The organism is Hoeflea sp. CAU 1731, assembly GCF_039888615.1.
GTDB lineage: Bacteria > Pseudomonadota > Alphaproteobacteria > Rhizobiales > Rhizobiaceae > Flavimaribacter.
Genome location: NZ_JBDQQS010000011.1, coordinates 183,828 through 203,433, shown reverse-complemented (window position 1 = coordinate 203,433; position 19,606 = coordinate 183,828). Strand labels below are relative to the sequence as shown.

At 59.2% G+C, this 19,606-nt stretch carries 18 protein-coding genes; 11 read left to right on the top strand and 7 right to left on the bottom strand.

The annotated features are described in order from the left end of the window. Positions 1 to 47: 47 nt before the first annotated feature. From AAFN47_RS18665 to AAFN47_RS18650, 4 genes are read right to left on the bottom strand one after another with little or no spacing between them, the layout of a single operon-like run. Positions 48 to 2,000 (bottom strand): tripartite tricarboxylate transporter permease, encoded by a 1,953-nt coding sequence (locus AAFN47_RS18665; protein WP_499810753.1) that lies wholly within the window; start codon positions 1,998 to 2,000, stop codon positions 48 to 50. Positions 2,001 to 2,054: 54 nt separating this feature from the next. Next, positions 2,055 to 3,125: a hypothetical protein gene (locus tag AAFN47_RS18660; protein WP_499810752.1), complete on the bottom strand. Its 1,071-nt coding sequence runs from the start codon at positions 3,123 to 3,125 to the stop codon at positions 2,055 to 2,057. A gap of 51 nt (positions 3,126 to 3,176) precedes the next feature. Continuing rightward, positions 3,177 to 4,589 carry an FAD-dependent oxidoreductase gene (locus tag AAFN47_RS18655; protein WP_499810751.1) on the bottom strand — a complete coding sequence of 471 codons (1,413 nt, stop codon included), beginning with the start codon at positions 4,587 to 4,589 and terminating at the stop codon, positions 3,177 to 3,179. Further along, positions 4,586 to 5,809: a pyridoxal-phosphate-dependent aminotransferase family protein gene (locus AAFN47_RS18650; protein WP_499810750.1), complete on the bottom strand. Its 1,224-nt coding sequence runs from the start codon at positions 5,807 to 5,809 to the stop codon at positions 4,586 to 4,588. The genes AAFN47_RS18655 and AAFN47_RS18650 overlap by 4 nt, the downstream gene beginning before the upstream one ends. 156 nt (positions 5,810 to 5,965) lie before the next feature. Here AAFN47_RS18650 and AAFN47_RS18645 point away from each other — a divergent pair, with 156 nt between their 5' ends. Further along, the gene (locus AAFN47_RS18645; RefSeq protein WP_499810749.1) at positions 5,966 to 6,658 is read left to right on the top strand and encodes a GntR family transcriptional regulator; all 693 of its coding nucleotides are present in this window, start codon (positions 5,966 to 5,968) and stop codon (positions 6,656 to 6,658) included. Positions 6,659 to 6,741: 83 nt separating this feature from the next. Here AAFN47_RS18645 and AAFN47_RS18640 read toward each other — a convergent pair whose 3' ends face one another. Then, positions 6,742 to 7,233: a DUF721 domain-containing protein gene (locus AAFN47_RS18640; RefSeq protein ID WP_499810748.1), complete on the bottom strand. Its 492-nt coding sequence runs from the start codon at positions 7,231 to 7,233 to the stop codon at positions 6,742 to 6,744. Between the two features lie 93 nt (positions 7,234 to 7,326). On the opposite strand from AAFN47_RS18640, the gene mutY reads away from it, so the two are divergent. Then, positions 7,327 to 8,388: an A/G-specific adenine glycosylase gene (gene mutY / locus AAFN47_RS18635; RefSeq protein ID WP_499810747.1), complete on the top strand. Its 1,062-nt coding sequence runs from the start codon at positions 7,327 to 7,329 to the stop codon at positions 8,386 to 8,388. Positions 8,389 to 8,422: 34 nt separating this feature from the next. After that, positions 8,423 to 9,037, top strand: a complete 615-nt coding sequence (locus AAFN47_RS18630) for an HAD family hydrolase (protein ID WP_499810746.1) — start codon at positions 8,423 to 8,425, stop codon at positions 9,035 to 9,037. Between the two features lie 9 nt (positions 9,038 to 9,046). Here the strand turns inward: AAFN47_RS18630 and AAFN47_RS18625 are convergent, their stop codons facing one another. Beyond that, entirely contained in the window at positions 9,047 to 10,177 is a 1,131-nt protein-coding gene (locus AAFN47_RS18625) for a site-specific DNA-methyltransferase (protein WP_499810745.1), read from the bottom strand. 200 nt (positions 10,178 to 10,377) lie between these two features. On the opposite strand from AAFN47_RS18625, the gene AAFN47_RS18620 reads away from it, so the two are divergent. From AAFN47_RS18620 to AAFN47_RS18605, 4 genes are all read left to right on the top strand, one after another. Continuing rightward, entirely contained in the window at positions 10,378 to 11,067 is a 690-nt protein-coding gene (locus tag AAFN47_RS18620; protein ID WP_499810744.1) for an HAD family hydrolase, read from the top strand. A gap of 101 nt (positions 11,068 to 11,168) precedes the next feature. Beyond that, positions 11,169 to 11,555: a hypothetical protein gene (locus AAFN47_RS18615; protein WP_499810743.1), complete on the top strand. Its 387-nt coding sequence runs from the start codon at positions 11,169 to 11,171 to the stop codon at positions 11,553 to 11,555. Between the two features lie 34 nt (positions 11,556 to 11,589). Further along, positions 11,590 to 11,973, top strand: a complete 384-nt coding sequence (locus tag AAFN47_RS18610; RefSeq protein WP_499810742.1) for a hypothetical protein — start codon at positions 11,590 to 11,592, stop codon at positions 11,971 to 11,973. Positions 11,974 to 11,984: 11 nt separating this feature from the next. After that, positions 11,985 to 12,407, top strand: coding sequence for a DUF6636 domain-containing protein (locus AAFN47_RS18605; RefSeq protein ID WP_499810741.1), 423 nt, complete (start codon positions 11,985 to 11,987; stop codon positions 12,405 to 12,407). A gap of 21 nt (positions 12,408 to 12,428) precedes the next feature. Here the strand turns inward: AAFN47_RS18605 and AAFN47_RS18600 are convergent, their stop codons facing one another. After that, complete coding sequence (locus AAFN47_RS18600; RefSeq protein WP_258571303.1) at positions 12,429 to 12,932, bottom strand: hypothetical protein; 504 nt, start codon at positions 12,930 to 12,932, stop codon at positions 12,429 to 12,431. A 209-nt stretch (positions 12,933 to 13,141) separates the two neighbouring features. Between AAFN47_RS18600 and thrC the strand changes: the two genes are divergently transcribed. The 4 genes from thrC (at position 13,142) to AAFN47_RS18580 (ending at position 19,591) form a co-directional block, all read left to right on the top strand. After that, positions 13,142 to 14,539 (top strand): threonine synthase, encoded by a 1,398-nt coding sequence (gene thrC / locus AAFN47_RS18595; protein WP_499810740.1) that lies wholly within the window; start codon positions 13,142 to 13,144, stop codon positions 14,537 to 14,539. Between the two features lie 17 nt (positions 14,540 to 14,556). Then, on the top strand, positions 14,557 to 15,855 hold the full coding sequence (locus tag AAFN47_RS18590; protein WP_499810739.1) for a M16 family metallopeptidase: 1,299 nt from the start codon (positions 14,557 to 14,559) through the stop codon (positions 15,853 to 15,855). Between the two features lie 21 nt (positions 15,856 to 15,876). Next, a complete protein-coding gene (locus tag AAFN47_RS18585; protein WP_499810738.1) occupies positions 15,877 to 16,515 on the top strand; it encodes a GNAT family N-acetyltransferase in 639 nt (212 codons plus the stop codon). A 163-nt stretch (positions 16,516 to 16,678) separates the two neighbouring features. Then, a complete protein-coding gene (locus tag AAFN47_RS18580) occupies positions 16,679 to 19,591 on the top strand; it encodes an EAL domain-containing protein (protein WP_499810737.1) in 2,913 nt (970 codons plus the stop codon). Positions 19,592 to 19,606 lie beyond the last annotated feature (15 nt).

The window sequence follows — 19,606 nt, the reverse complement described above, 5'->3', positions numbered from 1 at the left end:
AAAATGCGGCAAAACAACCGTTTTGGAAACGATTCACGGACGTGTTATCACCATAGCGGAAAGACAGGATCCCACCAGCGAATAAAGAGAACTTTCTCATAGACGAGATAGAGTACAAGCGCAGCGCCGCCCACATAGGCCAGAACGACGGGCGGACGAAAATCTCCCCAGCGCCAAAGGTACAGCGCCACGAACCCGATAAGCGCCGCCGGCTGTCCCAGAAAGTAGGCGACGGCGATCAGCGCAGCCAGCCAGAGCAGGAAGATGAGCGAGCGCTTGTCCGTATCGTCGGACGCCGACTGGTTTGCGTCGTTTCTTCTCCACTTCAGATCGCGCCCGATGGACAGAAGCGCAACGGCCATTCCGACAGGAGCGATGACCAGTGGGAAAAGCCTAGCCGAAGGCGTCCAATCCAGCGCAGGCCAGATCGCCGCCGCGAAAGCGACCAGAAAAACGACCCCGAGCGCAAGGGAACTCAGACCACCGTCGGACGCAGACGCTTCCGTGCGGCTGCCTTCCGCAGCCTTCTGGACGCGCATCGTCGCGCGAACAGCGAGTACGAGCGCTCCCGCCAGAACCAGGATGAGAATAAGCGAGAGAGGCCTTTTCATCACGTCGACGAGAGAATAAGTCTGCGTCGACAGAACAATGGCGTTTTCCATCACCGGCCCTAGCACGAAGCCGAGCACGAGCGCCGGACGCGGCCAACAACCGCGCTTCATCAATACGCCCGTCACGCCAAGCGCAAGCATGGTAATCCAGCTCGCAATGTCCGGCGTGTCGAGCCAAGCGCCCATGAAGACGAACAGCAACACGCCAGGAACGAGCAGGTGTCCATTGATAAAGGCCAGACGCGCCACCTGCCTGCTGAGAAGCATCACCAAACCCGCTCCGATGATATTGGCGAATATCAGCATCCAGACCAGCGAGAAGGTAATGTCGAGCTGATCGCTCAGCATCGCGCGGCCTGGCGCAAGACCGAGGATCATGAAGGCTCCGAGGAGGATGGCCATCGAAGCGCTTCCCGGTATTCCCAATCCCACGGTCGGAATCAGGGCGCCCCCGAGGACCGCGTTGTTCGCCGCTTCCGGCGCGATGACGCCGCGCACATTGCCTTTTCCGAACTCCGGCTCGTCATCCGCCTTCGAGCCCTGGGCGGCGTGCCCGTAGGCGACCCAGTCGGCGATCATGCCGCCCAGTCCCGGCAGCATACCGATATAGATGCCGATCCACGAGCATCGCAAAATCAACCACCAGTTGCGCATAGCGTCGCGGACACCCGCGGCCAGCGTTTCGCTCTGTTTCTGCTCCACGCGCGATATCGAACTGTTGCGAACCGCCAGATCCAGCATTTCAGGGATGGCGAACAGGCCGAGGACGAGCGGGATCAATGGCAGACCATCTATCAGATACTGGACATCGAACCAGTAGCGGGGCACTTCGCTGGCGACGGGAAAGCCAATCTGGCTGAGCATGAGCCCGACGGCGGCGGCGGCTAGGCCCTTGGAGATAGCCCGTCCGGAAACCGCGGCGACCATTGTGAGACCGAGCGCGCCGAGCAGGAAGAACTCGGGCAAGCCGAAAGACAGGATCAATGGTCGAATGATCGGCAGCGAGGCCGCCATCGCCAGTCCGCCCATGACGCCTCCAACAGCTGATGCGGTGAACGCCGCGCCGAACGCGCGAGCCGCTTTGCCGTTCTGCGCCATCGGATATCCGTCCATGATGGTCGCCTGGGATGCGGCCGTTCCGGGAATGCCCAGCATAACGGAAGCGATCGTGTCCGAGGTTGCCGTGACCGCGAAGACCCCGAGGATAAGCGCCAGCGCCGGAACGGTGTCCATTCCGAAGGTGAATGGGAGAATGATGACGACGCCGGTTATGCCGCCCAGACCGGGCACCGCGCCAAGCCAGACGCCAAATGCGACGCCGATCAGCAGATACCCGAAGGCAGGCCATGCGAAAACGAGTTGCAGGCCGCTCAAGAACGCGTCGAACATGATCCACCCATCGGCGCGGGCGCGGCGAGGCTCACCGCGCCTTGCTCTGATTGCTTATTGCGTTCCGGATTCAATATAGCCGGTTACAGTTTCGGCAATGGCGGGATCGACATTTTTCAAGCCGTCGATCATGGTCTGCATCGCCTCGGGCGGGGTATAGGTCGGCACGATGCCGGTCTTTTCCACTGCCTCGGCGAGGAATGCGGGGTCACTGATGGTTTCTGCAAACGTCGTGCGTAGCATCTCGACGGTTTCGGCGTCGACACCGGCCGGGACGCCAATGAACCACGTTACGCCAGCCATGCCGTTATTGAGCCACTGGAGCGAATCCCAGATGGGGCCGGAGGGCGGAGAGCCAGTGATCGTTTCGGCGACCTGCCGGAATGTCGAAATACCCTCGAACTGGTCGTTTTGCGCCCGCTTGCCGTCAGAACCGGGCAATTCGTAGTACCAGAGAGGCAACCCCATGCCCGCTTCGACGACGTTGTCCTCAATGCCGCCGAAATAATTCGCCGCCGGAGTGACGTGGAAATTGACTTCGTCGCGCTGCAGGGCCGCGACAATTTTCGAGCCCCCGCCGAAGCCTGTGGTGTAGTCGTAGTCAACGCCGAGCAGATCTAACGACATGCGCGCCGTCAGGTCGAGATAGGATCCCGGTCTGTAGCCGCCGATGTGGACGCCCTGCAGACCGACAAGGTCTTCATATCCCGACACGCCGTCGCCGACGTCGTTGCGCATGTACGCCATTTGCGGCACGCCCACGCCGGCGATCACCTCGAAATCGCTCCAGTCGACATTCTGGCTCTTCGGACCGATGGCGCGCGTAGGGCCGGACCAAGCGACCCAGGCGATCGTAAAGCCATCAGGACGCGCATTGCGCGCTTCGATGATACCCTTCATCTGTGCGCCGCCGGTCACCGGTTGCACGACGAAGTTCGGGTCGCCGGGGATATGCTCTTTCCAGTGATTGGCAAAAAGTTGCGCCATTACGCCGGTCGAGCCGCCAGCGCCGAGATTGATGACGATGCGGACGTTTTCGCCCTCATACTTGTCTTTGGCATGGATCGGCGTCTGGACCGCCATGGTTAGAACGGCCACGCCGGCCGCGAGCATCATTTTTAGCATTTCAGTTTCCTCCCTGTGATTAAATTCAGTGCCGCCTGTTGCGGCGAAACCTCACCTGGTCATCGATCTGCTGAGTTCCTTCTGCGGCAGATAGCTGCCATCGGCGCGCAAACTTTCCACCAGTCGCCGGGTGTCGAGGTCGCACGCCGGCTCACCCGTTTCCATGGATTGCTTCGCGGCCGTGGCGGCCGCCTGCCCCATCATGTAGGCCGCTGACTGCGCCCGGATCGAACCATGCACGGCGTGGCCGCTCGAATGGCAACGACCCGCCACCCAAAGATTTTCCCATCCCTTCGGAACAAGGATGCTGTAGGGCAACCCGACGGAGGCGCCGCGCGCCAGCTTGCCCGTGCCCTCGAAATCGCGCTTGAAACGCTCGTATTCCTCGCGCGAACTGTTCGTGGGATGGTTGTCGGGCGGACGATTGTAGACGCAGATCTGATCCGGAAACTGGCGGCGCGCCTGATAATCCTCGATCGTCAGCGTGAACTCGCCGACAATGCGGCGCGTGTCGCGTACGCCCATCACTGGCGCCGTGGACACCAGTTCGATGTTCTCGCATCCAGGAACATAGTCGCGATAGAATTCGACGAACTCCCGGGCAACGACGCGCCCGCGCATCATGCCCTCGGAGAGGCTCTTGCTGTCGAGGCCGTCCATTCCGTAGACATGGCCGGCGTTGATGTTGCCGATCCGGTTTCCAAGCTTGTTCATGCCAGGAATGAAACGAAACGTCTCCGAAAAATGTCCGTCCTCGACTGCTTTCGGCAACAGTTCCTTGCGGGTCCGCATCTTGACCGCGTCGATCCCGGAATAGTCGTCGCCATAGGCGGGATCGTCCCAGTTCACATTTCCGACCAGCGAACACAAGGTGGCCGGGGCGGTTTCAGGCCAGTCCACGCCGGCGACCTTGCACTCCGCGCCAGCAAGGTCCGAAAGCGCCGCGTCTCCGGTGCAGTCGATGAAGGTTTTCGCCTTGATGAACGTGTAACCCTCGACATTGCAGATGACGGCGCCGGTGATTCGGTTTCCATCCGTCTCCGCATCAATCACGCGGGTAAAGTACCGGACATCGACTCCCGCCTCGACCGCCTTCTCGTCAAGCAGCCGCTTCAACCCTTCCGGATGGAAGGGAATCCAGCGATTGTAGTGCCTGGTCCAGAAATCGGGTGTGACGCCTGGACCGAGAAACCCGCGCTGATGCATGTTCTCGACCATCTCGCGACAGAACCCGCCGACCAGTGGACGTTCGCCGTCGCCCATCGGACCGAAAGTGGTGACGTAAGAAGACGTGCCCATGCCGCCCATGCATCCGGCGGCCTCGGCCAGCAGAACCTTTGCGCCGAGCCGCGCGGCGCAGATCGCCGCCGCAGCGCCGGCGGGTCCGCCACCCGCGACGAGAACGTCATAACTCTCCTCGACCGGGATATCGCGGACCAGTCTGTAGGTCTGCTCGCCGCTCATGCAGTCGCTCTTTTCAGTGGCGTCGCATCACGCCCGGCGGTCATCTGCTCGACAGTTTCAGGGGTAGCGGCGAGAAGATTCATCGCCGCCTCTACGCCACCTTTCCGGTGAGGGACGCCAGCCAGCCCGAGACTCATTTCCACGCCTGCAATGGCCGACAGCAGCGATAGGCTGTTCAGATCGCCGAGATGCCCGATGCGGAACACCCGATCGGCGAGCCGACCCAGCCCGTTTCCGAGCGAAAGGTCGAAGCGGTCCAGCGCGACAGCTCTAATGGCGTCGGCGGAATGACCTTCGGGAACGCGCACCGCTGTCAGGGAGGACGATGCGTGGGCAACCGGATCGGTGCATTGAAGCTCCAGCCCCCAGGCGCCTACTGCCGCCCGGGTCGCCCGTCCAAAACTCTCATGCCGCGAAAAGATCGCGTCGAGGCCGTCCGACTGCATCATCTCAACCGCTTCAAGCGCACCGAATAGCAGGTTTGTGGCCGGCGTATAAGGAAAGAAGCCGCGCGAATTGATATCCAGCATCGCGCCCCAGTCCCAATAGGAACGCGCCAGACCACCGACCTGCGAGGCTGCAATCGCCCGCGAACTGAGTGCATTGAACGACAAACCAGGCGGCAGCATCAGCCCCTTCTGCGAACCGCCGATCGTCACGTCAACGCCCCATTCGTCGGCGCGATAGGGCATCGAGCCAAGAGAGGAAATCGTATCAACCATCAGGAGAGCCGGATGCTGCTCGGCGTCAATTGCCCGGCGCACCGCCGCAATATCCGTCACGCATCCCGTCGAGGTCTCGTTATGCACGACACAGACGGCGCGAATGGTCTTGTCCCTGTCTTCCCTCAGACGCCTTGCGATAGCGTCCGGATCCGCCCCGCCCCGCCAGTCGCCGGCTATCAGCTCGGCTTCAAGGCCAAGTTTATCGGCGATATCGCGCCACAGCGTTGCGAAATGCCCCGTCTCGTACATCAATACGCGATCGCCGGCGGAAAGCGTGTTCACGAGCGCCGCTTCCCACGCGCCGCTGCCCGAAGCCGGATAGACCACCACTGGACCGGCGCAGCCGAACACCCAGCGCAATCCGTCCTGCACGTCTCCAGCGAGTTTCTTGAATGCGGGACCCCGGTGATCGATCGTGGGTCGATCCATTGCCCGAAGCACGCGCTCCGGCAAGCTGGTGGGTCCAGGAATAAAAAGATGGTGACGTCCTGCCATGCCGCGCTGATCTCCTCCCTTTTCAGCCGCGACAATGACGCCGACGGTCGTAGATATTTGAATAACGAATTTTGAATTCATAATCAAGTCTTGCTTCGGCTGCGCGATCGCGGGATAATTGGGCCAACGGGAACAGAGGAGCGACAGACGCTCGCGATGAATCAGGTTCAGCCTATCAACCGCCTGCATCTTCACGAGGTGCTCGTGACGAAACTTCGCGACCTGCTGACCGAAGGCGGGATACCGCCGGGCGAAAAAATCAACGAAAAATCGCTTACCGAGGCGTTCGGCGTGTCAAGGACGCCGTTGCGCGAGGCGCTGAAGGTTCTCGCCTCGGAAGGCCTCGTCACGCTGACGCCGAATCGCGGCGCGAGGGTCGCCCGCCTCAGTGAAAAGGATCTCGACGACGTATTTTCGGTGCTCATGAGCCTGGAGGGACTGGCTGGACGAATCGCTTGCGAGCGCATGACCGACGCGGAAATTTCGAAGGTCGAGTCTCTGCAGGCGCGGATGGAAAAGGAATTCGAGCAGTCCGACCGCAGCGCCTATTTCCACACCAACCAGGAAATCCACGAGATCATTCTCGAAGGCAGCCAGAACGAGGTTTTGATCACAACGCACAGATCGCTTGCCGGACGGATTCGCAGAGTCCGCTATCTCGCCAACATGTCGCCGGAGCGATGGCGCCAGGCCGTCGAAGAACATGGGGCGATTCTCGTGGCTCTGAAGTCGCGCGACGGCGTGCTGACCTCGGATCTGCTTATCACACATCTGTCCAACAAACTGGAAAGCGTGCGCAACACGATCAGGTCTGGCGAGCGGGCTCCAACGGAAGATTCGGCATCATAACAGTGTGGGGACACGTGTTACGACCGAATCTGGAGTTCGAATCGGACGCGCTGCGAGATGTGACGAATTTCAGTTTCGGGAGACTACATCCTGCTCGGGCGGGTCAGAACCGCCTTGCCAAGCCTATCCAGCGCCTGCCGCAACCGGTCATCCTCGATGTCTTCGAGCATGCGATCGAGCCGGCCTTGCTGTTCAGGCGGCATTTCCCGATCACGGGCCGGACGGCGTGATCGTGCCGACACCGGCTTCTGGACGATCTTGACCCGATCGACCGCCGGAAATCCGAAAATGGCGTTCAGCCTCTGGATAAGCTGATCGGTCTCGTGCGCGAGAAAGAGCGCGCGCGCGCCTTCGCAGGCAATCGTAAGCACGCCGGGGACGAATTGTTCGTCTGGCCCGCTTCTGCGCGGCCATTTGATGCTTTCCGGCCGGGTGCAGTTAACATAGTCAGGTCCGACGACTTCGTCCCACATGCCAAGCAGCATGGTGTTGATACCAGCGCGTTTCGCCAGAACGGGATCAATCAGCGCGTTGGCGATTTCGCTGATCTGCCTTGTTCCAACGTTCTTGACCATTCGAGCGCAACCGAGTTTTCCATCAATCGGCATTGAAAATGCCTTGGCGCACTCTACAAGTCCAATGCACCCACTGCAATGCCGACGGCTCCAATGAAGCACACGACCAAGGCGCACGCCGCAACTCTCCTTGACTGGTACGACAGGCATCACCGCAGCCTTCCCTGGCGGGTATCGCCGCAGGACAGGCTCCGCGGAGAGCAGCCTGATCCCTATCGAATTTGGCTTTCGGAGATCATGTTGCAGCAGACGACCGTGCAGGCGGTGAAGCCCTATTTCACGGATTTCCTGAAGCGCTGGCCAACGATCTTCGGTCTCGCCGCAGCCAGCGAACAGGATGTTTTGAAGGCTTGGGCGGGCCTCGGCTATTATAGCCGCGCGAGAAACCTGAAGAAATGCGCCGACATGATCGTGCGCGACCATGGCGGCCGATTTCCGCAGACAATCGAGGCGCTGAAGAAACTGCCAGGCATTGGCGACTATACAGCGGCGGCGATCGCGGCCATTGCTTTCGACAGCCACGCGACCGTCGTCGACGGCAATATCGAGCGGGTGATTTCACGCCTTAGCGCCATCGACACGCCGCTGCCGGCCGGGAAAACCGAAATCAAGGCGATCGTTCACCATATGACGCCGAAGGAGCGGCCAGGCGATTTCGCCCAGGCTCTCATGGACCTAGGCGCCACGCTGTGCACCCCGAAACGACCGGCCTGCGCGCTCTGCCCTTTCAATTCACACTGTGAGGCGCTCGCAACGTCCGACCCGGAGCTTCATCCCGTCAAACCCGCGAAAAAGGCGAAGCCTGTACGCCGCGGCGCTGCCTTTGTCGCCATTGACCGCAACGGCGCCATTTTGTTGCGCAGGCGCCCGGACAGCGGCTTGCTTGCGGGCATGAGCGAAGTTCCGACCACGGACTGGACCGCAAGGCGAGACGGTGACACCGGTACGCAGGCAGCGCCGTTTTCCGCCGACTGGCGATCAAAAGGCAGCATCAAGCACATCTTCACGCATTTCGAACTTCGGCTCGACGTCTATCGCGCGGATGTGGCGGCTAGCGTTCCGCTTGAAAGCACATGGTGGTCCCCGCCCGGAGAAATCGACGGCGAAGCGTTGCCAACTGTCATGAAAAAGGCGATAGCGGCTGCTATCTCCTGAAATCTCGTGAAGCCCTCGGAAGGATTATCGTCTCATGAACGATCCGGTTCGTCACATCATCTTCGATATCGGCAAGGTGTTGCTCCACTACGACCCGCACATTCCCTTCAGCCGGATCATCCCCGACGAGACAGAAAGACAGTGGTTCTTCGACAATGTATGCACCCATGACTGGAACATCGAGCAGGATCGCGGGAGAAGCTGGGAAGAGGCGGAAGAACACCTGATCGCCGAACACCCTGACCACAAGGAACGCATCCGGGCCTTTCGGCTGAACTGGCACGAGATGGTGCCGCACGCCTATGATGATAGTGTGGATGTCATGCGAAGCCTGATAGGCAAGGGCTACGACGTGACTATGTTGACCAACTTCGCCTCAGACACTTTCCGGGAGGCCCAGGAGCGATTCACGTTTCTCAAGGAACCGCGCGGCGTGACCGTGTCAGGCGAGATCGGTCTGATCAAACCTGATGTCGCGATCTACAATAACCATGTGGAAAGCTTTGATCTCGATCCTGCGACCAGCCTGTTTATTGATGACAGCCACCCCAACGTCGAAGGCGCGCGCGCAGCCGGCTGGAAAGCCATTCACTTCAAAAGCGCGCCAAACCTGCTCACTGAACTTGAAAAATATGGCGTCACGGTTTGAGCCCGGATTTCAGACACCGGCCTTCGCCATTTCCTCACGGATGATCTTGCGCAGATTGTCAATCGGCGCCAGGTCACGGCCGTCGGGATAATGCCAGAAGGTCCAGCCATTGCAGGCGTCGAGGCCTTGCACCTGGGCGCCGACGCGGTGGATCGATCCCGACATGTCGCCGCTCACAAGAGTGCCGTCAGCCCTGACAGTGGCGCTGTGGCGCCCCTTCGCACATTGCAGGGTTGCGCCGGGCTGAAGGTGACCGGCTTCGACCAGAACGCTAAATGCGACGCGCGGCTCCGCCTTTTTTCCAGTCATGACGGTCAGTTCAGCGTTAGCCAGCGGCGTCACATCCGCAATCCGGCGCGTTGCAGCCTCGATGTAGTCCTGTTCGCGTTCGATACCGATGAAGGAACGGCCGAGACGCTTGGCCACCGCGCCGGTCGTGCCGGATCCGAAGAAGGGATCGAGAACCACGTCGCCGGGCTTCGACGATGACATTAGAACACGCGCGAGAAGCGCTTCAGGCTTCTGGGTGGGGTGCAGCTTCTTGCCGTCCTCGCCCTTCAACCGCTCGCCGCCGCTACAGATCGGGAAAAGCCAGTCGGACCGCATCTGCACGTCTTCATTGGCGGCCTTCATGGCTTCGTAGTTGAAGGTGTAGTTGCGCGCCGAACTGTCCCGGCTCGCCCATATCATGGTTTCGTGCGCGTTCTGGAAACGGCGGCCGCGGAAATTTGGCATCGGATTGGTCTTGCGCCAGACGATGTCGTTGAGAATCCAGAAGTTCAGGTCCTGCAGGATCGCGCCGACGCGGAAGATGTTGTGGTAGGAGCCGATGACCCAGATTGTCCCGCTTGGCTTCAGAACCCGCCTGCAGGCGAGCAGCCAGGCGCGGGTGAAGGCGTCATAGGCCTCGAAGGAATCGAACCTGTCCCAGGCGTTGGTCACGGCGTCGACCCTGGACTGGTCCGGCCGGTGGAGATCGCCGCCGAGTTGCAAATTGTAGGGCGGGTCTGCGAAGATCACATCCACGGAATGTTCCGGCAGCGCCTCGAGCGCAGCGACGCAATCGCCCTTGATGATGGAATTCAGGAAAGTGCCGGTTTCGGAACCGCCGGCGAGCTCTGCAGGAGAAAGTACAAACATGGACACCCGGATACGCTTACTCGTTGAACCGGCGACATGTTCGCCCAATATGGTTATCAAATAGAAAACGCGGCGCACTTACCTCTGGCTCTTATAATTGTGCCGGCGTTGTCGCGGCTATGACAATGGTGTAATCCCCGGGCGCCGCAACCCTCCGGTCTCCCCAACCGAACAAGAACCAACAAACAGCAGGAAAATTAATGTCAGGTTTTGACCTCATCGTCTTTGATTGCGACGGCGTGCTCGTGGACTCGGAAATTATCGCCGCGCAGGTTGACGCCAAACTGTTGACGGAGGCCGGATACCCGATCGTCGCGGCGACGGTTGCGGAACGATTTTCCGGGATGACCTGGAAAGACATCCTGTTGACCGTCGAAGCGGAAGCCGACATTCCGCTGCAGGCCACGCTTCTGGAAGCCTCCGAGACGATCCTCGACAAAAAACTGGCGCGGGACGTCAAGCCGATCGCAGGCGTCAAATTCGCCGCTCTCAAGACCGGACTTCCACGATGCATCTGTTCCAACTCTTCGCCGAAGAGAATCAGGGCTATGCTGAAACGCACCGGCGACCTGCAGCTTTTCGAACCTAATATTTTCTCATCGCGCGAGGTTGGCGAGAAACGGCCCAAGCCGGCGCCCGACGTCTTCCTCCATGCAGCAAAAACCATGGATGTGCGTCCGGCCAACACAATCGTGGTGGAAGATTCCGCTCACGGCGTCGCCGGGGCGAAAGCCGCAGGCATGCGGGTTGTCGGGTTCACCGGCGCATCGCACACGTATCCCTCGCATGCAGACACCCTGACGGAGGCAGGCGCGGAAACGGTGATCAGCCGACTGGTCGATCTTCCGGCCGTGGTTGAAGCATTGTCAGGCTGGTCAGATACTTTCTGATCCATTCCACCAATATTTCACGAATTTGATATTGCGTTGCGATGTTAATCTGGCAATTATTGGTTGTATAGATTTAGACAATTTCCGGGGAGTTCTTTATTGTGCGCAAGTTTCTTGCCGCTGTCTCATTCATAACAGCGATCTTCATTGTATATCCAACCTTTGCAGGGACAACCGGTTGGGTTGATTTGGAAAACAGAAAAGCTGTCAAAGCCGCCCTTGTCCTCGCTGAAAAGAATATGGGGCCACAGGAATCCTACAAGCGCGTGAAATGCAAGTATGAAGACGGCAAGCTACTGATCAAAGTAGACTACAACATCATTGGACATAGTGGTTTCTTCGGCGTCATGACGGGCATGAAGGAAGAGATAGACGCGCACTTTCAGCAGCCAAGGGAAAAGAAACTGAAATCCCGCATCCGGTCACGGTCTGACGTGGAATTCAAAAACGGCGTTGTCTCCTGCGTGATCTGGTTCAGACCGCTTTGAGACATTTCTCAACAAAGTATTTCGGGAAATACAAATGATGAAAACCGTTCTGTACGGATTCATTGTCATGCTGACCGTCTTCGCCCCCTCGATGGCATTCGCCAAGTCGACAGGGTGGATCGACCTGACAAGCAAAAAGCAAATTCGAGAATTCAATGCACTGCTAAACCGCGGCAAGGGACAGGGACTGGTCTACAAAAAAATCGAATGCAAACTGGAAAACAGTCGACCCTATGCGAAGATTGAGTATGGGAGCACCGGCACACAGAGCATTTATTACATTTATACCGACTTCTGGAAAAACATCGAACCGGAATTCAAGAAGTACAAGCGCCGCGGCGCGATCGTTGTCAGCCGCTCCGATATCGAAACCAGCAAGGGTCTTTTCACCTGCATCATATGGCGGAAATGGTATTGAATGCGCCCGACATGGCAGTAATCGCTGTGCGTGGTTTTCTTGTGGTCCTTACGCTATCGCTCACAACGGGTTCCGCTTTTGCCGACGGCTTTGGCTTTATGACGCCGTCCGGAAACATCTATTGCAACGGCTTTGTAAGCGGCGGCGGCGCCATTGACTGCACGATCGTTTCCAGAAGCGGTGAATTCGCGTTGCCGAAACCGGCGTCATGCGTCGGCCTCTGGGGCCATGAATTCATGCTTGAAGGGTCTGGACCTGCATCAATGGCATGCGGAGGAGCGCCTGAGAGCGTTGATTACTCCGACATCGCTGGTTATGGCGCTTCCGCGGATTTCGGCGATATCAGTTGCACTTCGGAACGCACCGGTCTGACTTGCCGCAATACGAGCGGTCACGGATTTTTCCTCTCACGACGTAAGCAGGAAATTTGGTGACATCGGCAAGACGCCGCGGGATTAGCTCCGTTTGGGAGGTCCTTCGTCGAAACCGACAAAGACGCGGACAGACCGCGACGCGCTGATCGGGATATTAATGTTGGAATCGTTGAACAGGAACTGCGCTGTTGGCGCGCCTTCCGGCAGCGAGGTTTCGAACTGCGTGAGCTCCGAATAGATCACGTTGTTTGTTCCGTTTTCGACGACGGCGACGCGGATGGGCATCTTGACGACGCCTGCTCCTCCGGCCGGGCCTGCGGCCACATGGCCGGCTGCGACGACGGTGATGTTCATTTGACTGCCGGTTATAGAGCACTGACGCGTCGTGTCGGTGATCGACGCCTGGTAGACGATCTTCTGCGGATCATCTTCACCGCCCCGGGCGTATCTTCGAATATAGGCGGTGCCGTCCCTCAATTGCACGCTGGGACAACCGCCCTGGACGACCTTTGCTCCAAGTTTTTCGTCAATGGCGCCGGCGCCGCCGGTATTGCCGGAGGTGTTGCACCCCGCGACGAGAGCCATAAGCGAAACCAATACGAAACCGCGAACAGACTGTAATGACAACATAATCGACTTTCACTTCCCCCGACCGGACAGATGCTAACCAACAAGATGGTCCAATTTGTGGTGCGGGCCTTTTACGTAATCTTGCGATGTTCTATACCAGCGCCACGCTGCATCACAACACCTTCCGACCGAATTGCCGGATGAATCCATACAGGTAAACGAGCTTGCAATATATATCGACCAGGGGCGACGCTCCGGCCCTCGGCTTCAACGACGCGCTCCTCGCAGGCCTTGCCCGCGACGGCGGCCTTTACGTGCCTGAAAGCTGGCCAGAGCTTTCAAAACGGGACATTCGCAAACTGCGCGGCAAGAGCTATCAGGAGATCGCGTTCGAGATTCTCCTGCCCTTCGTCGAGGGCGACGTCGAGCCGGATGCGTTCCGTTCCATGATCGATGACGCCTATGCGACATTCCGTCACCCGGCGGTGGCGCCGCTCGTCCAGTCTGGTCCGAACAGTTTCGTCATGGAGCTCTTTCACGGACCGACGCTGGCCTTCAAGGACATCGCCATGCAGTTGCTTGCGCGGCTGATGGACAATGCGCTGCAGGAGCGCGGCGACAAGGCCACGATCGTGGGGGCAACGTCCGGCGACACCGGAGGGGCGGCCATCGAGGCTTTTGCCGGTCGCGACAACACAGATGTCTTCATCCTGTTTCCGCACGGCCGGGTTTCGCCGGTGCAGCAGCGGCAAATGACGACTTCCGGCGAAAGCAACGTACACGCCCTGTCGATCGACGGCACGTTCGACGATTGCCAGAATCTGGTGAAGGCGATGTTCAACGACATGCGTTTTCGCGACAGCATGAAGGTTTCGGGTGTGAACTCGATCAACTGGGCGCGTATCATGGCCCAGATCGTCTACTACTTCACCACGGCGATCAGCCTGGGTTCCCCGGACCGCAAGGTTTCGTTCACGGTTCCAACCGGCAATTTCGGAGACATCTTCGCCGGATATTGCGCCAAGCGCATGGGACTTCCGATCGCCAAGCTGGTCATTGCGACCAATGAGAACGACATCCTGGCGCGAACGCTCAGAACCGGGCGCTACGAAACCCGCGGCGTCGTGCACACGACGTCGCCTTCGATGGATATCCAGATCTCCTCCAATTTCGAAAGGCTGCTTTTCGATGCATTCGGGCGCGACGCACAGAGCGTGAAACAGGCCATGGCGGGACTGGCCCAGTCCGGCGCCTTTACCATCGAGGCCGAGGCGCTGAAGCGCATCCGCAAGGAGTTCTCAGCAGGCAAGGCGACCCGCAAGCAGGTGGCTGCGATCATCCGCTCGACAATGGAGGAAAGCGGCTATCTGCTCGATCCGCATTCGGCGGCCGGCGTGCACGTCTCGCATCGTTTCCAGAAGCCAAACGCGCCCATGATTACGCTGGCGACAGCTCATCCGGCCAAGTTTCCCGACGCAGTAATTTCGGCTTGCGGTATTGACCCGGCCCTTCCTTCGTGGCTCTCTGACCTGATGCATCGGGAGGAGAAGTTCGAAAGGTTGCAGCCAGATCTCGAAGCGGTCGAGAGCTACATTGCCCGAAATGCCCGCGCTGCCCGTTGAAGAACGCGGAATATAGTATGTCAGTTGAGTGTACCCGACTCGCGAACGGGATGACGATCGTCACCGAACACATGCCCCACCTGGAAAGCGCCGCTCTCGGTGTGTGGCTGAACGCAGGCTCCCGCGACGAACGCCAGGGCGAGCACGGCATCGCCCATCTGCTGGAGCACATGGCCTTCAAGGGCACCCATACGCGCTCCGCCAGGCAGATCGCAGAGGAAATCGAGAATGTCGGCGGAGAGGTGAACGCTTCCACTTCGGTGGAAACGACCGCCTATTATGCGAGGATCCTCAAGGACAACGTGCCGCTCGCCATCGACATTCTGTCGGATATCCTGACGGATTCGGTGTTCGACGCTGTTGAACTCGAGCGCGAAAAACACGTCATCCTGCAGGAAATCGGCGCGGCCACCGATACGCCCGACGACGTCGTTTTCGACCATTTTTCGGAAACCGCCTTTCACGACCAGACCATTGGCAGGCCGATCCTGGGGACGCCGGACACCGTCAACTCGTTTTCTTCCGACCAGATCAGAACCTATCTCAGGCGCAATTACACTGCCGACAAGATGATCCTGGTCGCCGCGGGAGCCGTTGATCACGATGCGATCGTGAAACTGGCCGAGGACCGCTTCGGATCGATCGCGTCATCATCGACCGAAAAGCCGGAGAAGGTCGAAGCGAAATATACCGGCGGCGAATACCGGGAAACCCGGAAGCTCATGGATGCACAGTTGCTGATTGGTTTCGAGGGGCGCGCCTACCACGCGAAAGATTTTTACGCCTCGAACATACTGGCCAATCTCATCGGCGGCGGCATGTCGTCCCGGCTGTTCCAGGAAGTCCGCGAGCATCGAGGTCTTTGCTATTCGATCTATGCGCTGCACTGGGGCTTTTCAGACACAGGCGTTTTCGCGGTGCACGCGGCGACCGGCGAAGAGGACATTCCCGAACTCGTTCCGGTGATCCTCGACGAATTGCGCAAGGTCGCCGACAGGATCGACCAACCGGAAATCGAAAGAGCGCGGGCGCAATTCCGGTCCGGCCTGCTGATGGCGCAGGAAAGTCCGGCCGCCCGGGCAAGCCAGATCGCCCGGCAGATGCTGTTGTTCGGTCGCCCCATCCCCAATGAGGAGCTGATGGAGCGGCTGGAGAACATCACGACGCAGAGACTGACCGACCTGGCGGCGCGCCTGTTTTTCGACTCGCCGCTGACGCTCTCGGCCGTCGGGCCTCTCGACCGGCTGATGTCCATGGAAGAAATTTCGGGCAGCCTGTCCACCGCTCAGGGGTTGCCCCGCTCGGCTCTCGGATAGCACTCCGGATATCCAGGCGGTATGCGCATATTCGACCGTTTCGCCACCACGCCTTATATCGGCGGAAAAGGCTTTTTCCTGCGGCGTCCGGAAGGACGCGACTATCGCGCCTGGTACGAACTCAGAAGCAACAGCCGCGCTTTTCTCGAACCCTGGGAGCCAAATTGGACGCTGGACTACCTGTCCCGACGCTCCTACCTGGGTTTGGTGCGCCGCTACAGGGCCGATTTCGCTGAAGGTCGGGCCGTGCCATTGTTTCTTTTCCGGTCGAAAGACAACGCTCTGTTGGGCGGTCTCAACATCGGGAACATTCGCGGCGGCGCGGTGCAAAGCTGCATGATCGGCTACTGGATGGGCGAGGAGCATTCAGGACAGGGCTGGATGTTGAAGGCGATCGAAGCCGTGCAACCCTACATCTTCGAGACACTGCGGTTGCACAGAATTGAAGCTGCCTGTATTCCGGAAAATACACGATCCGTAAAACTCCTTGAAAAGGCCGGTTTTCAGTATGAAGGCTTTTTGAGGGGATATTTGAAAATCAATGGCAGATGGCGAGATCATAGTCTATATGCTCTGTTGGCTGAAGACAGGTTCGGCGAGCGAAATGGCAAGCGGGTTGACCGGCGTTCAGGTGGGAACGCGGACCGGCGCGCGCCGTAACGACGTGCGACGGAAACCATCTTCGCAAAGGATAGGCGTTCCTTCATTGGCAGCCGATCCTGGGGACTACAGGAATGGCGGCGTATCTTCGGCTTTTTCGCCGGCAATATGCAATTGGGCGAGCTTTGAGGGATCATTCCGATTTGAAAGTGTCTCGCGCTAGATGCAAAACAGAATTTTGGTTTATCTGATTGGTTGTTTCAGAACCTGCGCGGCGTTCTGCCTGAACGCAGCAGCGGCGCTTGTTTGCGTGCTGACGCTGGCCGTGGTCGTGCAGGCGGCGGAACCGGTCAAGATCTCCAGGGACGACAACGCGCTCGACCTGACGACCACGACCGAGATCTTCTCTGAACAGGGCAGCGCATTTCAGACACAAACCGCCCCTGACACTGACGGCATCGTGCGACGTATCGAGGTTCGGGCCAGTTCCGATAATCACTCCGGCGACTGGGCCGTCTTTTCACTCGCCAACGTCACCGACGAGCAGATCGACAGGCTGATCGTCGCGCCGCATTTCAGGCTTGTCGGCTCCGGGCTCTTCTGGCCGGATCTTGGCTCCAACAGAATCACGTCGATTACGCCAAGCGAGGGATTCGCGCTCGATCGCGAGCAGAGCGACGAGGCGGACATCTTTCGGCTGACGCTCAACCCCGGTTCGATCATCACATTCGTCGCGGAGATGGCGTCGCCGAAACTGCCGCAGCTGTATCTCTGGGAGCCGGAAGCCTACAAGGACACCATCAATTCCTTCACGCTCTATCGCGGCATCGTATTGGGGATCGCCGGTCTTCTCGCCGTCTTCCTGACCATCCTTTTCGTCGTGAAGGGCACATCCGTATTGCCTGCGACCGCGGCGCTCGCCTGGGCGGTGCTCGCCTATATTTGCGTGGATTTCGGGTTTCTGTCGAAACTCGTGAGCACAACCCCCACGGATGAGCGCATATGGCGCGCCGGCACGGAGATAACGCTTGCCGCGGGTCTGGTGATCTTTCTCTTCACCTATCTCAATCTCAATCGCTGGCACGCCAATCTGAGCTTCGCGACGCTGACCTGGATCGTCGGGCTCGGCATTCTTTCCGGCGTTGCGATTTACGATCCTTCGATCGCTGCCGGAATTGCCCGGTTCTCCTTCGCCGCCACGGTGATCGCCGGCACCGCCCTCATCGCGTATCTGTGTCTCAATCGCTACGACCGAGCCATCATGCTAATCCCCACCTGGGTGCTGATTATATGCTGGCTGTTCGGGGCGTGGCTGACGGTCACCGGCCAGTTGGCCAATGACATCGTGCAGCCTGCGCTTGGCGGCGGGCTGGTGCTGATCGTGCTTTTGATCGGCTTTACAGTGATGCAGCACGCCTTCGCCGGCGGAGTGCACCAGCAAGGGCTATTCAGTGATCTCGAACGCCAGTCGCTGGCGTTGACCGGTTCCGGCGACATCGTCTGGGACTGGGATGTGTCGCGCGACAGGATCGTCACCATGCCTGATGTAAGCTGGCAACTCGGCATGACGCCCGGCAGTCTTTTCGGCCCGGCCCGAAACTGGCTGCCGCGCATCCATCCGGACGACCGCGACCGTTTCCGCACCACGCTCGACGTCGTGCTCGAACATCGGCGCGGACGGATCAACCACCAGTTCCGCATACGCGCGGAAGACGGGCACTATCACTGGCTGACCCTGCGCGCACGACCGGTCGTTGGCTCGGACGGCGAAGTGATCCGTTGCGTGGGCACACTGATTGACGTCACGGAGCAGAAGAGTTCGGAAGAGCGACTGCTTCACGACGCCGTGCACGACAATCTGACCGGCCTGCCAAACCGCGAATTGTTCGTCGATCGTCTGGACGCCATCATCGCGCTGGCGAGCGCCGAAGACAGCGTCAAGCCTACGATTTTCGCGATCGACATCGACAGATTCAAGCAGGTCAACGACGAACTCGGCATTTCCGCCGGCGACACGATTTTGCTGACGATCGCCCGGCGCCTCAAGCGGCTCTTGAAACCGCACGACACGCTTGCGCGCATCAGCGGCGACCAGTTCGGCCTGATCCTGCTGTCCGAACAGGACCCGGCCAAGGTTGCGGCCTTTGCGGAAGGCATAAACAAGGCGATCATGGTGCCGATCAATTTCAGTCAGAAGGAAATCATCCTGACGACCTCGATCGGGCTCGTGACATGGGTCGACGAGAAGTCCTCGCCGCAGGATCTGGTCAAGGACGCCGAACTGGCCATGTACCAGGCCAAACGAGCCGGCGGCAACCGGATCGAACCCTTCCGACCGGCGTTCCGAAACGCCGGCACCGACAAGCTGCAAATCGAATCCGACCTGAGACGGGCGCTCGAGCGCAAGGAAATCTCGATGGTCTACCAGCCCATCGTTGATATCGAAAGCCACGACATCGCCGGTTTCGAGGCGCTGATGCGCTGGGAGCACCCGCGCCGCGGCAGCATTCCGCCCAGCGAGTTCATTCCGATTGCAGAGAATTCCGACCTGATCAACCGCTTAGGGATGTTCGCGCTGCAGAAGGCCTGCGAGGATTTCGGGGAATGGCAAAGAGCGATTGGAGAACTGCCGCTCTTCGTTTCTGTCAATGTTTCGAGCAACCAGTTGCTGCGCAATGAACTTTATACCGATGTGCGCTCGGTGCTTACCAAGACCGGGTGTCAACCCGGCAACATCAAGCTGGAGCTGACGGAAACCGTCGTGATGCAGAATCCCGAACAGGCGGCGCGGATTCTGGAGCGCCTCAAGCAGCTCGGCATCCGGCTTGCTCTCGATGATTTCGGCACCGGTCATTCCTCATTGTCCTATCTGACGCGGTTTCCCTTCGACACGATCAAACTCGACCAGTCACTGGTTCGCAGCCCGAACGACAAGCAGTTCGTGCTGCTGCGCTCGATCATCGCAATGGCGCAGGATCTTGAAATGAGTATCATCGCCGAAGGCATCGAAACCACGGAGGACGCCGACGAACTGGCTGAAATGGGCTGTGACTACGCGCAGAGCTTTATCTTCGGACCACCCATCGAAAAAGAGTCCGTGGTCAAGCTGCTGCGCGAACACTTCACGCTCGCCTGATTGTCAATCGAATAT

Excerpts from the sequence above, each read along its gene's own strand:
- AAFN47_RS18665 (WP_499810753.1), bottom strand. The coding sequence starts at position 2,000 with ATGTTCGACGCGTTCTTGAGCGGCCTGCAACTCGTTTTCGCATGGCCT.
- AAFN47_RS18660 (WP_499810752.1), bottom strand. The coding sequence starts at position 3,125 with ATGCTAAAAATGATGCTCGCGGCCGGCGTGGCCGTTCTAACCATGGCG.
- AAFN47_RS18655 (WP_499810751.1), bottom strand. The coding sequence starts at position 4,589 with ATGAGCGGCGAGCAGACCTACAGACTGGTCCGCGATATCCCGGTCGAG.
- AAFN47_RS18650 (WP_499810750.1), bottom strand. The coding sequence starts at position 5,809 with ATGGCAGGACGTCACCATCTTTTTATTCCTGGACCCACCAGCTTGCCG.
- AAFN47_RS18645 (WP_499810749.1), top strand. The coding sequence starts at position 5,966 with ATGAATCAGGTTCAGCCTATCAACCGCCTGCATCTTCACGAGGTGCTC.
- AAFN47_RS18640 (WP_499810748.1), bottom strand. The coding sequence starts at position 7,233 with ATGGTCAAGAACGTTGGAACAAGGCAGATCAGCGAAATCGCCAACGCG.
- mutY (WP_499810747.1), top strand. The coding sequence starts at position 7,327 with ATGAAGCACACGACCAAGGCGCACGCCGCAACTCTCCTTGACTGGTAC.
- AAFN47_RS18630 (WP_499810746.1), top strand. The coding sequence starts at position 8,423 with ATGAACGATCCGGTTCGTCACATCATCTTCGATATCGGCAAGGTGTTG.
- AAFN47_RS18625 (WP_499810745.1), bottom strand. The coding sequence starts at position 10,177 with ATGTTTGTACTTTCTCCTGCAGAGCTCGCCGGCGGTTCCGAAACCGGC.
- AAFN47_RS18620 (WP_499810744.1), top strand. The coding sequence starts at position 10,378 with ATGTCAGGTTTTGACCTCATCGTCTTTGATTGCGACGGCGTGCTCGTG.
- AAFN47_RS18610 (WP_499810742.1), top strand. The coding sequence starts at position 11,590 with ATGATGAAAACCGTTCTGTACGGATTCATTGTCATGCTGACCGTCTTC.
- AAFN47_RS18605 (WP_499810741.1), top strand. The coding sequence starts at position 11,985 with ATGGCAGTAATCGCTGTGCGTGGTTTTCTTGTGGTCCTTACGCTATCG.
- AAFN47_RS18600 (WP_258571303.1), bottom strand. The coding sequence starts at position 12,932 with ATGGCTCTCGTCGCGGGGTGCAACACCTCCGGCAATACCGGCGGCGCC.
- AAFN47_RS18590 (WP_499810739.1), top strand. The coding sequence starts at position 14,557 with ATGTCAGTTGAGTGTACCCGACTCGCGAACGGGATGACGATCGTCACC.
- AAFN47_RS18585 (WP_499810738.1), top strand. The coding sequence starts at position 15,877 with ATGCGCATATTCGACCGTTTCGCCACCACGCCTTATATCGGCGGAAAA.
- AAFN47_RS18580 (WP_499810737.1), top strand. The coding sequence starts at position 16,679 with ATGCAAAACAGAATTTTGGTTTATCTGATTGGTTGTTTCAGAACCTGC.